Genomic DNA, 14,662 nt, shown 5'->3' with positions numbered 1-14,662 from the left:
GGTCAGGCCGCCTTTCGCATCGAAGTGGTGGTCGCACGAGTGGTCGCACGGTTCTCGCGGACGAGCGAGGCCACGCCCTCGGCGCGCAGCTCGTCCAGGCTGACGGCGCTGCCGCCGAGCAGCCCGGCCAGGGTACGGGCCAGGCCCAGCCGGACCGGTCCGGACTCGCAGTCCAGCACCACGCTCGCGGTGCCCTGGGCGGCGAACAGCGCGGCCGCGCGGTGCGAGCGGGCGAGCGCGTCCCGCCCGCCGGTGGCCCGGCCGTCGGTGACCACGACCAGCAGCGGGCGCCGGTTCGGGTCGCGCAGCCGCTCCACCCGCAGCACCTCGTGGGCGCGCAGCAGGCCGGCGGCCAGCGGGGTCCGCCCGCCGGTGGGCAGCGACTCGAGGCGGGCCGCACCGACCTCCACCGAGGAGGTGGGCGGCAGCGCCAGTTCGGCGTCCGCACCCCGGAAGGTGATCATGCCGATCTTGTCCCGGCGCTGGTAGGCGTCCATCAGCAGCGACAGCACCGCGCCCTTGACCGCGGTCATCCGCTGCCGGGCGGCCATCGATCCGGAGGCGTCCACCACGAACAGCACCAGGTTGGACTCCCGTCCCTGGCGCACCTGTTCGCGGAAGTCGTCCTTGTGCAGCACCAGCGCCCGGCCGGCCCGCCCGCGCGCCACCTGGTGCGGCGCGGCGGCCTGCAGGGTCGCGGTCAGGTGCAGCCGGCTCAGGGTGCCCTGCGGCCGCCGGGCCCGGATGGTGTGCCCGCCGGTGGTCTCGGCGGGGGAGCGGCGGCCCTGGGCGCCGTGGCCGGTGCCCTGCACGGTGAACAGTCGGGTGCGGTACGGGTCCCCGGCCGCGACCGGCGCCGACTCCCGGGCGGGGGAGGGGTGTTGGGCCGGGACGGGCTGCGGCGTGGGTGCCTCGGCGTCCGAGGCGCCGCTCTCGGGGGCGGATGCCTCCGGGATGCCGCCGTCGGACGGCTCCGGAGCGCCACCGCCGTCGGGGCCGCCGCCCTCCGGACCGCCGCCGTCGGGGTCGCTCCCGTCCGGACCCGGCCCGTCGCCCTCGGGCTCCGGGTCCTCCGGCTGGGAGTGCTCCTCCAGCGTCCGGTCCAGCTGCTCCTCGTCCAGCCCCGGAGCGTCGAACGGGTTGCGCCGGCGCCGGTGCGGCAGGGCCAGCTGGGCGGCCTTGCGGACGTCCTCCTCCAACACCTCCACCCGTCCCGCCCAGGCGGCCAGCGCGACCGCGGTCCGGGCCATCACGATGTCCGCGCGCAGCCCGTCCACCTCGAAGGCCGCGCACACGGCCGTGATCTGACGCAGTGCCACATCCGTCAGCTCGACCTTGGGCAGCAACTCCCGGGCGGCGGTGATGTGTTCGGCGAGCTCCCGCTCCTGTGCCGCGAACCGCGCCGCGAAGCCGGCCGGGTCGGCGTCGTAGGCTAGCCGGCGCCGGACCACCTCGGCCCGCTCGGCCGGGTCCCGGGTGGCGGCGATCTCGACGGTCAGGCCGAAGCGGTCGAGCAGCTGCGGCCGCAGCTCGCCCTCCTCCGGGTTCATCGTGCCGACCAGCAGGAACCGCGCCGCGTGCCGCACCGACACGCCCTCGCGCTCGACGTACGAGCGCCCCATCGCGGCGGCGTCCAGCAGCAGGTCCACCACGTGGTCCTGGAGCAGGTTCACCTCGTCGATGTACAGCACGCCGCGGTGCGCCTTGGCCAGCAGTCCGGGCTCGTACGCCTTGACGCCCTCGGCCAGCGCGCGCTCCAGGTCGAGCGAGCCGACGATCCGGTCCTCGGCCACGCCGACCGGCAACTCGACCAGCTGGGACGGCCGTTCGTGACTCGCGACGGCGGCGTGCGGCCCGTCCGGGCACTGCGGGTCCGGCGCGGCCGGGTCGCAGGCGAAGCGGCAGCCGTCCACGGCGGCGATGGAGGGCAGCAGCCCGGCAAGCGCGCGCACCATGGTCGACTTCGCGGTGCCCTTCTCGCCGCGCACCAGCACACCGCCCACGGCCGGGGAGACCGCGTTCAGCAGCAGCCCGAGCCGCAGGTCGGCCATGCCGACGATCGCGGTGAACGGATAGCGGACGTCACTCATGCGTCACTCCCAGGTGCCCCGGGCGGGAGGAACGGCAGCGTTCCGGCCGCCGGCACCCCGCCCTCGATCAGCTTCCACAGCGCGTCGGTGTCCGCGTGCTCCTCGATCAGGTCGCCCAGCCGGTCCAGCCGGGCCTCGCGCGCCGCGGCGAAGGAGGTGTCCGGCGCCGGCACGAACGCCCGGCCCGCCAACTCGGCTACCTCGCACAGGAGTTCGCGGCGGAAGCCGTCGTTCTCCAGTGCGCCGTGCCAGGTCGTGCCCCAGACCGAGCCGACCCGGCAGCCGTCCAGCCCCTGCCCATCGTCATCAGAGATGAACGGTTCCCCTCCCTCGACCGACACCACCCCGTGGTGGATCTCGTAGCCCTCGACCCGCTGCCCGTACGCCTCGCCCACCGGCCGCGCCAGCACCTTCTCGGCACCGAAGCGGACGTCCGTCGGCAGCAGGCCCAGCCCGCCGACGAGCCCCGCCTTCGACTCCACCTCGTCCTCGATCGAGCGCGCCAGCATCTGGTAGCCGCCGCAGACCCCGAGGATCGGCAGCCCGGCCGCCGCCCGCGCCTTCAGCGCCGGCTCCAGGCCGCGCTCGCGCAGCCAGGCGAGGTCCGCCACCGTCGCCCGGGTGCCGGGCAGCACCACCAGGTCGGCGTCGGCCAGCTCCTCCGGCCGGGTGGCCCAGCGCACCAGCACGCCCGGCTCCTGCGCCAGCGCGTCCAGGTCGGTGAAGTTGGACAGCCGGGGGAAGCGCACCACGGCCACCCGCAGCACGTCCGCCCCGAGCGGCCCTGGCCCGTCCACCCGGTCCACCACCGTGGACAGGTCCAGCGAGTCCTCGGCGTCCAGCCACAGGCCGGGCAGCATCGGCAGGGTGCCCAGCACCGGACGGCCGGTCAGCTCGTGCAGCATCTCCAGCCCGGGCGCCAGCAGCCGGGCGTCACCGCGGAACTTGTTGACGAACCAGCCCGCGACGTGCCGCTGGTCCTCCGCGGACAGCAGCGCCAGCGTTCCGTACATCGCCGCGAAGACCCCGCCGCGGTCGATGTCCCCGACCACCACCACCGGCAGGGCGGCGGCCGTGGCCAGGCCCATGTTGGCGATGTCCCGGTCGCGCAGGTTGATCTCGGCGGGCGACCCGGCGCCCTCGCACACCACCACGTCGTAGCGCCGGCGCAGGTCCGCCAGGCACTCCAGGGCGCGCTCCAGCAGGACGGGCTTGCGCTCGCGGTAGTCCAGCGCGCCCACCTCGGCGACCGGCCGGCCGAGCAGCACCACCTGGCTGCGGCCGTCCGCGCCGGGCTTCAGCAACACCGGGTTCATCGCCGCCTCCGGCTCCACCCGGGCGGCCTGCGCCTGCATCGCCTGGGCGCGGCCGATCTCGGCACCGTCGGCGGTGACGAAGGAGTTCAACGACATGTTCTGCGCCTTGAACGGCGCGACCCGCACGCCCTGGCGAGCCAGCCAACGGCAGATCCCGGCCGTCACCACGCTCTTGCCCGCGTCCGAGGTCGTCCCGGCGACCAGCAGCGCGTTGCTCATGCGTCCACCTCGCTCCGCTCGGCAGGCGCTTCGCACAATGCGCACCTTCCGATGACGAGCTCGCTGCGCTCGCTCATGCGTCCACCTCGCTCCGCTCGGCAGGCGCTTCGCACAATGCGCACCTTCCGATGACGAGCTCGCTGCGCTCGCTCATGCGTCCACCTCGCTCCGCTCGGCAGGCGCTTCGCACGATGCGCACCTTCCGATGACGAGCTCGCTGCGCTCGCTCATGCCCCACCCCTCCTCTTGCCGAACAGCATCCGCAGCAGGACGTGCCCCGCGACCGTCGTACCCAGCGCCAGCGCGCCCACCCGCCGGGACAGCGTGCAGGCCCGCTCGATGTCGTCCACCGTCACCGGCCGCAACTCCGCGCCCAGCACGGGCCGGTGCTCCACGCGTTCACGTGGCTCCGCACTCGCCTCCGGGCGCTCCTGCTCCGGAGCCGACGGTCTCCCCCAACCTGGCGGCTGGGAGGTGCCCCCGCGCTCCGGCGCGCCCTTCGGCTCGTGCGGGTACCGGAGCGTCCCGCCCAGCCGCACTCCCACCGCACCCGCGAAGGCCGACTCGGCCTGGCCCGCGTTCGGGCTCGGGTGGGCGGAGCCGTCCCGGCGCCAGACCCGCCAGGCGGTCCGGGGTTCGGGCGCGGCGGCCACCGTCAGCAGCGCGGTGAGCCGGGCGCCCGGCCAGCCCGCGACGTCGTCCAGCCGGGCCGAGGCCCAGCCGAAGCGGGCGTAGCGCGGCGAGCGGTGGCCCACCATGGCGTCCAGGGTGTTCACGGCGCGGAAGGCCAGCAGCCCGGGCGTGCCCGCCAGGGTGCCCCAGGTCAGCGCGTTCACCACGGCGTCGGCGGTGTTCTCGGCCACCGACTCGACCACCGCCCGGGCGATCTGCTGCCCGTCCAGCGCGCTCGGATCCCGCCCGCACAGGTGCGGCAGCCGCTCCCGGGCGGCCGTCAGATCGCCCGCGGCCAGCGAGCGCCCGATGGTGCGCGCCTCCCTGGTCAGTGAGGTGCCGCCGAGCACCGTCCAGGTCGCGGCCGCCGCCAGCGCGGCCCGGCCCAGCGGACGGCGCCCGACCGTACGGTCCAGCGCCAGCGCGCCGGCCGCGACCGCGCCCACGCACAGCGCCGTGTACCCGGCCCCGGCGGTCCGGTCGTCGCGCCACACGCGCCGCTCCAGGCGGGTCGCGGCGCTGCCGAACAGGGCGACCGGATGGCCGCGGCGGGGGTCGGCGAAACGGGCGTCGGCGGCGTAGCCCGCGACGGCGCCCAGCGCGAAGGCGGCGGCGCGGGTCAGCGGGCGCACGGCGGCGGGCCGACGGGGCGGGGCAGCCTGCATCGCGTGGGTGTCCTCACTCAGGGTCCGCGCCCTGGATCGACGTACCGGGGGCGAGAGTCTCCTGGCTTCCGGGTCGGACGCACCCCCGGGCCTTCCAGCGGCTCCTGACGGCCCGCCGTGGCACTTCCGAGCGTGCTCCCCGGTGACAGTGGCGGGACCGCGCCGGACTCGCACCGGCTTCCTCTCCATGCCTCCGTTTGGCCCCAGGATCCCATCACGCGGCCGAACCGGGAGTCAACCGAGGTCGCGGAGGGGTTGGTCACACGACGGACCGGTACCGGCCACCGATACCGGCCTGTGCGATCGCCCAGCGCGGGGGAGGGCCCGTCAGCTCCACTTCGTGCGTTCGGCGGCTGGGACGGACCGAGGGCCGCACCTACGGTTCGGTGCCATGCGCCGCAGAAAGTCCCCCGCCACTGCCGCCCCTCCCCCCGTGCCGTTCTCACCCGAGGCAGCCCGCGCCCACCGGGCCGGCCTCGGCCTGACCCCCAAACAGGTCGCCGAAGGCATGGCCGCGCACGGCGTACGGCTGCTGGCCGGGCACGTCCTCGCCTGGGAGAACGGCGACCTGCGCCCCGGCGAGGCCGAGTTCGTCGCCCTGGCCCGCGCCCTCTGGTGCCCGGCCGACCAGCTGATGGGCGGCCGCCCGGTGAGCCTGCGCGACCACCGCCTCGCCCGGGAACTCAGCCCGGACCTCGTCGCCGAGCGGGTAGGCGTGCCGCTGCCCGCCTACCGGCAGGCCGAACTGACCGGCCACTGGGACGGCGACCCGGACCAGACCCACGCCCTCGCCCAGGTGCTCGGCCTGCGGCTGACCGAACTGATCGAGGCCACCGGGCGCGGCGAGGCCCTCGACCGCCTCCTACGCCAGTGCGTGGGCAGCCGCTGGCAGCCCCATCTGCGGCCACTCGCCCACCTGGTCCCCGTCCCGGAAGCCGACCTCGCCGCCGTCCTCCCCGTCCTCCACCAGGAACACCACGTCCCCTCCCACTGGGGCGCCACCGCCCAGCCCCGCACCCCCACCCCGCCCCTCACCCCCCGCTTCTGGCACCTCCTCAGCACCCACAACCCCGCCATTCCGGTCTGACCCACCCCACTCGGGCTTCGCCTCGTGCGCCCACAACACCCCCGCCCCCTCGTGGGGGCGCGGGCGCCGCCCCGCGCCCCCACGCCCCACCTCCCCCCACCTCCCCCCACCACCCGACCAGGCGAGAGGGACGCGCTGCGGGAGGGGCGGTGGAGGGGGTGGCCCGGAGAGGGGCGTTGCGGGTGATTTTCAGACTGCCAACGGTCTCAACACCCCACCCACAGAGTCGGCAGTCGGAAAATCATCCAGCCCCCGGAGCGGCCACCCCCGGAACCGCCCCGGCCACCCACCCTCCCGAGAGCCCCCCACCCCCAAACCCCAACCCACCCAAACCCCAACCCACCCGAACGGCCCAGCCCAGTGGCCACCCCCGCAGCCCCCCGGTGAACTGGTGCTCGAACACCGTCCCGTCCGTGAAACAGAGCGGGGAACGAAATGCGCTGGGGAACCGCAGCCGTCGTGGCGGCCGCCGCCGTCGGGGCCGGGGCCGCCGTCCTGGTGATCGGCCGCCGGGCCTCCGAGCGGATGGTCCACCCGAGGCCGGGCCCGGCCGGCCCGGAGGCCGGGCCCGTGGTGGTGCACAGCCTCGCCGCCGGCCGGGTCACCTTCAGCCGCCGCCCCGAGAGCCTGCGGCCCGGCCGTTGGGCCGTCGAGTGGGAGGACGGCGGTCACGCGGTGGTCCAGGAGATCCTGCACAGCGACGAGCAGGGCGTCACCCGGCGCCTGGTCCGGGCCGACCGGGGCACCCTGACGCCCGGCGCCGAGGTCCGCTTCACCCCGCGCGTGCACCTCGGCGACCCCACCACGGCGCTCGGCCTGGCCTTCACCGCCACCGCCGCGGAGGGCGAGCTCGGTCGGCTTCCCGCCTGGCGGCTCGAGGGCAAGCGCGGCACCTGGGTGATCCTGGTGCACGGTCCGGAGGCCGACCGTCAGCAGACCCTCCCGGTGCTGCCCACGCTGCACCGCCTCGGCCTGCCGGCCCTCGCCGTCACCTACCGCGGCGACGAGGGCGCCCCCGCCGCGCCGGACGGCTACAGCCACTTCGGCGAGACCGAGTGGCGCGACGTCGAGTCGGCGGTGCGGCTGGCGCTCGACAGTGGCGCGGGCCGGGTGATCCTCTACGGCTGGTCGGTGGGCGCCACCACGGTCCTGCAGACCGCGGCTCGTTCCGCCTGGGCGCACGCGATCAGCGGGATCATCCTGGACTCGCCGGTCCTCGACCTCCCGGACGCGGCTCGCCGCGACGCCGCCCGGGCCGGTTTCACCGGTGTCGCCGCCGAGTTGGGCGCGCTGGCCGCGCAGGGCCGCACCGGCGTGGACCTCGCGGACTCCTCCCGCCTCGCCGAGGGCGCGGACCTGCGCGTCCCCACCCTCGTGCTGCACAGCCCGGACGACCGGATCGCGCCGTTCAGCACCGTGCAGCGCCTGGCCGCCGCCCGCCAGGACGTGGTGAACCTCCAGCGCTTCCCGGGCGCCGAGCACGCGGCCCTGTGGAACTCGGCCCCCGACCACTACACCGAACTCCTCCGGCGCTGGCTCACCCCGCTGCTCTGAATCCACGGATCCGCGTATCCACGGATCCACGGATCCACGTATCCACGAATTCACAGGTCCTCGGCCGCCCATCGAACGCCACGCGCCATTAGGGACACAATTTGCTCCCGAACGACGGCAAGTCGTTCGCCCGCCCACCGCACCGAAAGTCGGCCCCGCCGACTTCTGGTGCACCGCCACCACCCATCAGGCACATGCCACCTGGCCGGATCCCGGCCCTCCGCTTCCGCCCGCACCCACCCCCGCCGATCCGGAACCCCCGATTCCCACGCGGAGCATGACGGAGCGTGATCGCCCGAACGGCCAGCGCGACGCCCAGCCGCACCCCTGGCATGACCCCGCCACACGTTTCCAGCCAGGCGGTTTGCCACTGTTGCCCGATCTTGCGGAGGTGCCGTCCCGGGTCGAGCGGTCGTACGGACAACCGGATGTGACAGAAGGCCCGTGCAAGGGGAAGACTGCTCGACGTGACGTCTCGGAACCCGCGCGACCGTGATGCCCCGCTCCCGCCGACGATCGGTACCGGTGCGACGGTGACCCGTCTCCCCGGTACGGCCCACCGGCCCTCCGGTGGCAGGCCGGGCGGGGCCGGTGTACCCCGGCGACGAGGGCCCGCGCCGGCGCCCGGCCGAGGCCGGGTTCCCGTGCCGGAGGGCTTCCCCGCACCGGCCGAGCTGGCGCCGCTGGCCCGCCGGATGCTGGTGGACGCGGTGCGGATCGCCCGCTGGGCCGGGGAGCTGGAGGAGGTCGACAAGCGCGGCGAGCTGCTCCCGGAGGACGCCCGCGCGGCCGGCCGGGCGCTGGCCATGACGGCCGGCGCCGCTGCCAAGGCGTGGGGCCAGGCACTGCTGGTGGGCCTGGTGGAGGCCCGGGACGGCGGAGCCGGCCCCGGCTGGCGCCTGCACGCCTGGGAGCACGACGACGAGGCCGTGGTGCGCGGCTGGTCCGGCCTGTTCGACGCCTGGACGCTGCTCGCCCCGGTGCCGCCCGCCGCGCTGCGCGGGGTGTTCGCCGTCCTGGCCGGTCAGGCCGTGGACCAGGCCCCGCAGCTGCTGTCCTTCCTGCACCTGGTGGACGGCCCGGTGGCCGAGAGCGAACTGCTGGAGCTGCTGCGCCGCGGTCTGGACGAGCGCCGGGTCGGCGCCGGCCTCGGCAACCCGGGCCTGTCGCCGGTGCCGCACGCCGCCTCGGCGGTGTCCGCCGTCCGCGGCACCTGCCGGGCGCCGCAGATCGACACCCCGGCCGCGCCCTCGGACGTGGCCGCCGTCCTGGACTGGATGCTGGACGGCCTGGCGGCCGTCGGCGCCGTGGTGCGCAGGAACGATGCCGCTGAGCTGTCCCCGCTGGGCCACTGGGCGGTTCGGGCGAAGCTGGAGGAGATCTGCACGGTCGCCCAGACCGCGGCCGGGCACATCGAGCAGAGCGCCTTCGAGCTGCTGAACGCCTGCGCGGACTACTCGCCGGGCCCGGCCCGGGCCGAGTTCCGCGCCTGGGTGGCGGCCCGCCCGGCGGACCGCGCGGTGGCCGAGCTGCTGGACGCCGCCCAGGGCGACGACGCGCTGGTGCGCGGCCTGGCCTTCGAGGCGCTGCGGGTGGCCGGCGGTCCCGCCGAGCAGGCGGTGCGGGCGTCGGTGGACGAGCCGGTGCTGCGCCCGTACGCGCTGCTGTGGCTGGCCGAGCGCGCCGACGAGGGGGTCTCCCCGGCGGACGTGCTGGGCGCCGAGGACGCGGCCTGGCTGTGGGTGGACACCGCGGCCGCGGTGCTGGACCACGGTGAGACTGAGCTGCTGGTGGGCCACGTCGAGGGCGCCTCGGCGGGCGACCCGGTGCGGCTGTTCGCCCGTGCCCGGCAGTCCGGGCACCCCCGGGCGGCCTCGGTGCTGACGGCGGTCTCCGGCGTGCACCCGGACCCGGGCGTGGCCCGGGCGGCCCGCCGCTCCGCCTTCAGCGTCCACACCGGCGGCGCGTGAGGGAACACCGAACGAAGACGTGAGGGAACACCGAACGAAGACGTGAGGGAACACCGAACGAAGAAGGGCCCGGAACCGTCAGGTTCCGGGCCCTTCCCACATCGCGAAAGCGGATTCAGCCGAGCCGCGACTCCGCCCGCCGGGCACGGACGTCGCCGACCTTCTGCCCGACCTTGCGCCGGATGACCAGCAGCGGCGCCATCGCGGCGAGGGTGATCTGGGCGAACGCGCCGACGTGCATCAGCGTGTCGCCACCGGGCAGCCCGGTCGCCCAGGCGGCCAGGCAGCCGATCGCCACGACGACCCAGCAGAGCGTCGCGGTGGCCAGCAGCCCCTGCGGCTTCGGGTACTCGATCCGGCTGACCATCAGGTACGCCGCGCCGAAGATGGCGAGCAGACCGGGCAGGAACGGCGGGTCGAGCAGCACGATGGCGATCACCGTCATCGCGCCCATCGGGCAGGGCATGCCCTGGAACACCCCGGGCCGCATCTTGACGGCCGAGAAGCGGGCCAGCCGCAGGACGACCGCGAGCAGCACGGTCAGCGCGATCAGCGCCGAGAGCGTCCGGTTGGAGCCCTGCGAGACCATGCCCCAGACCGCGACGAAGTAGGCCGGCGCGATGCCGAAGCTGATCAGGTCGGCCAGGTTGTCGAGTTCCGCTCCGAGGGCGGAGGAGCGGAGCTTCCGCGCCACCAGGCCGTCGAAGAGGTCGCACATCGAGCCGATCAGCAGCAGCGTGACGGCGGTGGCCGCGCTGTGCCGGTCCGGAGCGGCGTCCGGGTTGGTGATGTGCGGGATCAGGACCCCGGTGGTGATCGAGTAGATCGCCAGGAAGCCGCAGACGGCGTTCCCCAGGGTCAGGAAGTCGGCGGTGGACAGGTGCTGCGGGGAGCGCGGGGCGCGCAGTTCGCGGTCGCGCGCCCAGCGGCGGCGGCGCAGGGCCGTCTCCTCGTCGTCCAGGCCGACGATTGTCTCAGGATCAGTCACGGTCAAGGCGCGTCACCCCGGCTGTGGTCTTCTGGCCGACCTCGACGCCGACCTCGACGCCGGCCGGCAGGTAGGTGTCGACCCGGGACCCGAACCGGATCAGGCCGATCCGGTCGCCCTGCTCGACCTTGGTTCCGGCGGCCACGTACGGCACGATGCGACGGGCCACGGCCCCCGCGATCTGCACCATCTCGATGTCGCCGAGCTCGGTGTCGAAGTGCCAGACGACCCGCTCGTTCTGGTCGCTGTCCTTGTTGAACGCCGGCACGAAACCGCCCGCGACGTGCTCGACCGACGTCACCGTGCCCGGCAGGGGCGCGCGGTTGACGTGGACGTTCAGCGGGCTCATGAAGATCGCGACCCGGGTGCGGCCGTCCGGCCACGCGTCGATGCTCTGCACCACGCCGTCGGCGGGGGAGATCACTCTGCCCGTGCCGATCTCACGCTCGGGGTCGCGGAAGAACCACAGCATGCCCGCGCTGAGCGCACAGGCCGGTACCGCCGCCAGGGCCCACTTGCCGCTGCGCCGGGTGAGGGCGGTGGTCACGGCGGCCGTGGCGAGGGTGGGGACGAACCAGGGGGTGGCTCCGCGCGCGATGGTCACGCGGGGTCGCCGACCGGCCGTCGGGGCTGCGAGGGCATCGCGGTCCGTGACGGAGGTGTGAGGGGACGGGCTGATGGGCATCGAAGACCTTTGTCGCGGGGGATCATGGCCGCTGGACGGGGGCCACCGCGGGATCGGTAATAGAGGGACGGCTTGCTGTCCCGGTGGATGCTATCGGGAGCACACGGTGGGTGGGCAACCCGCCTGCTCGTTCATGTGTCCGGTGGGAGCGCGTGCACGCGTCCCGCCTCTACGACCGTAGCTCCCCCCGGTCCGGTTCCCAAGGGACCGGACACGGCTGGTGACTCTTGTCTCAACAGGTGGGCGCACGGAACCCGGTGGGGGACACGGCCCGTGGCGGTCGGAAGAAGGTGTACGGAAGCGGCCGCAGGGCGCGTCGTTGCAGCTGTACGCCCTGCGACCGCTTTCCGGAGGCCGTGCCGGACCCTGGCGGACCAGACCGGGCCCGTGACGGGACACGGCACTCTGCCGGGACGGGCCCGCACGCCCGTCGACCGGCGGTTCGGAGGGGGCCGCCCGTCAATCCGGGCGGCCCCGCAATCACTCGGTGGTCCCGCGCTCGGGCGGGAGACCGGTCGTCACTCGGCGATCTTGTACTCCTCGAGGAGCCGACGCCCGACGATCATCTTCTGGATCTCCGCAGTTCCTTCACCGATGAGCAGCATCGGCGCCTCGCGGTAGAGGCGCTCGATCTCGTACTCCTTCGAGAAGCCGTAGCCGCCGTGGATCCGGAAGGCGTCCTCGACGACCTCCTTGCAGTACTCCGAGGCCAGGTACTTGGCCATGCCGGCCTCGAGGTCGTTTCGCTCGCCGCTGTCCTTCTTACGGGCGGCCATGACCATCATCTGGTGGGCGGCCTCGACCTTGGTGGCCATCTCGGCGAGCTTGAACTGGATCGCCTGGTGCTCGGCGATCTTCTTGCCGAAGGTGGAGCGCTGCTGGGCGTAGGAGATGCCGAGCTCGAAGGCGCGCCGGGCGACGCCGCAGCCGCGGGCGGCGACGTTGACCCGGCCGACCTCGACGCCGTCCATCATCTGGTAGAAGCCGCGGCCCGGGACGCCGCCGAGGATGCGGTCGGCCGGAATCCGCACGTCCTGCAGCACCAGCTCGGTGGTGTCGACGCCCTTGTAGCCCATCTTCTCGATCTTCCCGGGCACGGTGAGGCCGGGGACGGTCGGGTTCGGGCCGAAGCCGGCCGTCTTCTCGATCAGGAAGGTGGTCATGTTCTTGTACGGGGTGTTGCCGCCCTCGTCGGTCTTGCACAGGACCGCGACCAGGGTGGAGGTGCCGCCGTTGGTGAGCCACATCTTCTGGCCGTTGAGGACGTAGAACTCGCCGTCCTTGACGCCCTTGGTGGAGATGGCCGAAACGTCGGAGCCGAGGCCGGGCTCGGACATCGAGAAGGCGCCGCGGATCTCGCCGGCGGCCATCTTCGGCAGGAAGTAGTCCTTCTGCTCCTGGGTGCCGTGGGCGTTGATCATGTGCGCCACGATGAAGTGGGTGTTGACGATGCCGGAGACCGACATCCAGCCGCGGGCGATCTCCTCGACCACCAGGGCGTAGGTGAGCAGGGACTCGCCGAGGCCGCCGTACTCCTCGGGGATGGTGAGGCCGAACAGCCCGAGCTGCTTCATGCCCTCCACGATGGCGGTCGGGTACTCGTCCTTGTGCTCCAGCTCGGTCGCGACCGGAATGATCTCCTTGTCGACGAAATCCCGCACAGTGGCGAGGATGTCCCGCTGGATCTCGGTGAGGCCGTCGGTCTGTGCGAGGCGTCCCATCGTGCGGCTCCGGAATGTCTGAAGAGGGCGGGGGGGGGGATTTCCGGGGGCCCTGCCGGCGTGGCTGCGGCAGCAGGGCCCCCGACCGGGTGGGGGTCGGCCGATGACGGCGGCCTCCCCGTCCGGGGTCTGGGTGGAACGGGTCCCTATATGTGGAACGGGTCCCTATATAGGGGTGGGGCTCAGGAGAGCGGCTCGGGGCGCCCGGGCTGCTCGCCGCCGCGCTCCTTGATGTACGTCGCGGTCGGCACCATCACCTTGCGGCGGAAGACGCAGACGACCGTGCCGTCCTGCTTGTACCCCTTGGTCTCGACGTAGACGATGCCCCGGTCGTCCTTGGACTTGGACGGCCACTTGTCGAGGACGGTGGTCTCGCCGTAGACGGTGTCGCCGTGGAAGGTCGGCGCGACGTGGCGCAGCGACTCGATCTCCAGGTTGGCGATCGCCTTGCCGGAGACGTCCGGGACGGACATGCCGAGCAGCAGCGAGTAGATGTAGTTGCCCACCACGACGTTCTTGCCGAAGTCCGTCGTCTTCTCCGCATAGTTGGTGTCCATGTGGAGCGGGTGGTGGTTCATGGTGAGCAGGCAGAAGAGGTGGTCGTCGTACTCGGTGACCGTCTTGCCGGGCCAGTGCTTGTAGACCGCGCCGACCTCGAACTCCTCGTAGGTGCGTCCGAACTGCATGGCTCAGGCCCTCAGCTTTCCGGGATCTCGAACTTGGTGGTGCGCTGCATGCCCGCGGCCCGGCCCTTGCCCGCGATGACCAGGGCCATCTTGCGGCTGGCCTCGTCGATCATCTCGTCGCCGAGCATCGCGGAGCCCTTGGCGCCGCCCGCCTCGGAGGTGCAGTAGTCGTAGGCGTCGAGGATCAGCTCGGCGTGGTCGTAGTCCTGCTGCGAGGGCGAGTAGATCTCGTTCGCGGCGGCGACCTGGTCCGGGTGCAGCACCCACTTGCCGTCGAAGCCGAGGGCGGCGGAGCGCCCGGCGACCTCGCGGTAGCCCTCCTGGTTGCGGATCTGCAGGTAGGGGCCGTCGATCGCCTGGAGGTCGTTGGCGCGGGCGGCCATCAGGATGCGCATCAGGATGTAGTGGTAGGCGTCGGCGTTGTAGCCGGGCGGCTGCTCGCCGACCACCAGGGACTTCATGTTGATCGACGCCATGAAGTCGGCGGGGCCGAAGATGATGGTCTCCAGCCGGGGCGAGGCCTCGGCGATGGCGTCGACGTTGATCAGGCCCTTGGCGTTCTCGATCTGCGCCTCGATGCCGATCTTGCCGACCTCGAAGCCCATGGTCTTCTCGATCTGGGTGAGCAGCAGGTCGAGCGCCTTGACCTGCTCGGCGTCCTGGACCTTCGGCAGCATGATGCAGTCGAGGTTGGGGCCGGCGCCCTCGACCACGGTGATCACGTCGCGGTAGGTCCAGTGGGTGGTCCAGTCGTTGACGCGGACGACGCGGGTCTTGTTGCCCCAGTCACCGTTGTTCAGCGCGTCGACGATGTTGTGGCGGGCGCTCTCCTTGACCAGCGGGGCGCAGGCGTCCTCGAGGTCGAGGAAGACCTGGTCGGCCGGCAGGCCCTGGGCCTTCTCCAGGAAGCGCGGGTTGCTGCCCGGTACGGCGAGGCAGGAGCGGCGCGGGCGCAGGCGGTTGACGTTAGTCATGAGGGTGGTTCGGTTCCTTCCCAGTGGTCAGCTGG

The 14,662-nt window shown here is 73.4% G+C and carries 11 protein-coding genes and 1 riboswitch; of the genes, 3 read left to right on the top strand and 8 right to left on the bottom strand.

Annotated features, from left to right (window positions below; translation table 11 throughout):
- Positions 1 to 2: 2 nt before the first annotated feature.
- From O1G21_RS11870 to O1G21_RS11860, 3 genes are all read right to left on the bottom strand, one after another.
- On the bottom strand, positions 3 to 2,090 hold the full coding sequence (locus tag O1G21_RS11870; RefSeq protein ID WP_270143146.1) for a putative cobaltochelatase: 2,088 nt from the start codon (positions 2,088 to 2,090) through the stop codon (positions 3 to 5).
- Positions 2,087 to 3,625 carry a cobyric acid synthase gene (locus O1G21_RS11865; RefSeq protein ID WP_270143144.1) on the bottom strand — a complete coding sequence of 513 codons (1,539 nt, stop codon included), beginning with the start codon at positions 3,623 to 3,625 and terminating at the stop codon, positions 2,087 to 2,089. The genes O1G21_RS11870 and O1G21_RS11865 overlap by 4 nt, the downstream gene beginning before the upstream one ends.
- A 227-nt stretch (positions 3,626 to 3,852) precedes the next feature.
- On the bottom strand, positions 3,853 to 4,962 hold the full coding sequence (locus O1G21_RS11860; RefSeq protein ID WP_270143142.1) for a cobalamin biosynthesis protein: 1,110 nt from the start codon (positions 4,960 to 4,962) through the stop codon (positions 3,853 to 3,855).
- A gap of 55 nt (positions 4,963 to 5,017) precedes the next feature.
- Positions 5,018 to 5,145, bottom strand: a riboswitch (cobalamin riboswitch).
- A 250-nt stretch (positions 5,146 to 5,395) separates the two neighbouring features.
- Here O1G21_RS11860 and O1G21_RS11855 point away from each other — a divergent pair.
- The 3 genes from O1G21_RS11855 (at position 5,396) to O1G21_RS11845 (ending at position 9,573) form a co-directional block, all read left to right on the top strand.
- Positions 5,396 to 6,049, top strand: a complete 654-nt coding sequence (locus tag O1G21_RS11855; protein ID WP_270143140.1) for a helix-turn-helix domain-containing protein — start codon at positions 5,396 to 5,398, stop codon at positions 6,047 to 6,049.
- A gap of 435 nt (positions 6,050 to 6,484) precedes the next feature.
- Entirely contained in the window at positions 6,485 to 7,603 is a 1,119-nt protein-coding gene (locus O1G21_RS11850) for an alpha/beta hydrolase family protein (protein ID WP_270143138.1), read from the top strand.
- A 644-nt stretch (positions 7,604 to 8,247) separates the two neighbouring features.
- On the top strand, positions 8,248 to 9,573 hold the full coding sequence (locus O1G21_RS11845) for a hypothetical protein (protein ID WP_270143136.1): 1,326 nt from the start codon (positions 8,248 to 8,250) through the stop codon (positions 9,571 to 9,573).
- Positions 9,574 to 9,688: 115 nt separating this feature from the next.
- On the opposite strand, the gene O1G21_RS11840 is transcribed toward O1G21_RS11845, so the two are convergent.
- The 5 genes from O1G21_RS11840 to O1G21_RS11820 form a co-directional block, all read right to left on the bottom strand.
- The gene (locus tag O1G21_RS11840; RefSeq protein WP_030285592.1) at positions 9,689 to 10,567 is read right to left on the bottom strand and encodes a CDP-alcohol phosphatidyltransferase family protein; all 879 of its coding nucleotides are present in this window, start codon (positions 10,565 to 10,567) and stop codon (positions 9,689 to 9,691) included.
- Positions 10,554 to 11,246, bottom strand: a complete 693-nt coding sequence (locus O1G21_RS11835) for a phosphatidylserine decarboxylase (protein ID WP_270143134.1) — start codon at positions 11,244 to 11,246, stop codon at positions 10,554 to 10,556. Before O1G21_RS11835 ends, O1G21_RS11840 begins: the two co-directional genes overlap by 14 nt.
- Positions 11,247 to 11,764: 518 nt before the next feature.
- A complete protein-coding gene (locus O1G21_RS11830) occupies positions 11,765 to 12,967 on the bottom strand; it encodes an acyl-CoA dehydrogenase family protein (protein WP_270143132.1) in 1,203 nt (400 codons plus the stop codon).
- 182 nt (positions 12,968 to 13,149) lie between these two features.
- Positions 13,150 to 13,653 (bottom strand): MaoC family dehydratase, encoded by a 504-nt coding sequence (locus O1G21_RS11825; protein WP_270143131.1) that lies wholly within the window; start codon positions 13,651 to 13,653, stop codon positions 13,150 to 13,152.
- Positions 13,654 to 13,664: 11 nt separating this feature from the next.
- Positions 13,665 to 14,627, bottom strand: coding sequence for an HpcH/HpaI aldolase/citrate lyase family protein (locus O1G21_RS11820; protein WP_270143129.1), 963 nt, complete (start codon positions 14,625 to 14,627; stop codon positions 13,665 to 13,667).
- Between the last annotated feature and the right edge of the window lie 35 nt (positions 14,628 to 14,662).

Origin of the sequence: Kitasatospora cathayae (assembly GCF_027627435.1) — a bacterium.
In the GTDB taxonomy this organism is placed as follows: Bacteria; Actinomycetota; Actinomycetes; order Streptomycetales; family Streptomycetaceae; genus Kitasatospora; species Kitasatospora cathayae.
This window is presented reverse-complemented; position numbering and strand designations above follow the sequence as displayed.

What these genes read in the sequence shown, in the direction of transcription:
- O1G21_RS11870 (WP_270143146.1), bottom strand. Translation starts at nt 2,090, where the DNA reads ATGAGTGACGTCCGCTATCCGTTCACCGCGATCGTCGGCATGGCCGAC.
- O1G21_RS11865 (WP_270143144.1), bottom strand. Translation starts at nt 3,625, where the DNA reads ATGAGCAACGCGCTGCTGGTCGCCGGGACGACCTCGGACGCGGGCAAG.
- O1G21_RS11860 (WP_270143142.1), bottom strand. Translation starts at nt 4,962, where the DNA reads ATGCAGGCTGCCCCGCCCCGTCGGCCCGCCGCCGTGCGCCCGCTGACC.
- O1G21_RS11850 (WP_270143138.1), top strand. Translation starts at nt 6,485, where the DNA reads ATGCGCTGGGGAACCGCAGCCGTCGTGGCGGCCGCCGCCGTCGGGGCC.
- O1G21_RS11835 (WP_270143134.1), bottom strand. Translation starts at nt 11,246, where the DNA reads ATGCCCATCAGCCCGTCCCCTCACACCTCCGTCACGGACCGCGATGCC.
- O1G21_RS11830 (WP_270143132.1), bottom strand. Translation starts at nt 12,967, where the DNA reads ATGGGACGCCTCGCACAGACCGACGGCCTCACCGAGATCCAGCGGGAC.
- O1G21_RS11825 (WP_270143131.1), bottom strand. Translation starts at nt 13,653, where the DNA reads ATGCAGTTCGGACGCACCTACGAGGAGTTCGAGGTCGGCGCGGTCTAC.
- O1G21_RS11820 (WP_270143129.1), bottom strand. Translation starts at nt 14,627, where the DNA reads ATGACTAACGTCAACCGCCTGCGCCCGCGCCGCTCCTGCCTCGCCGTA.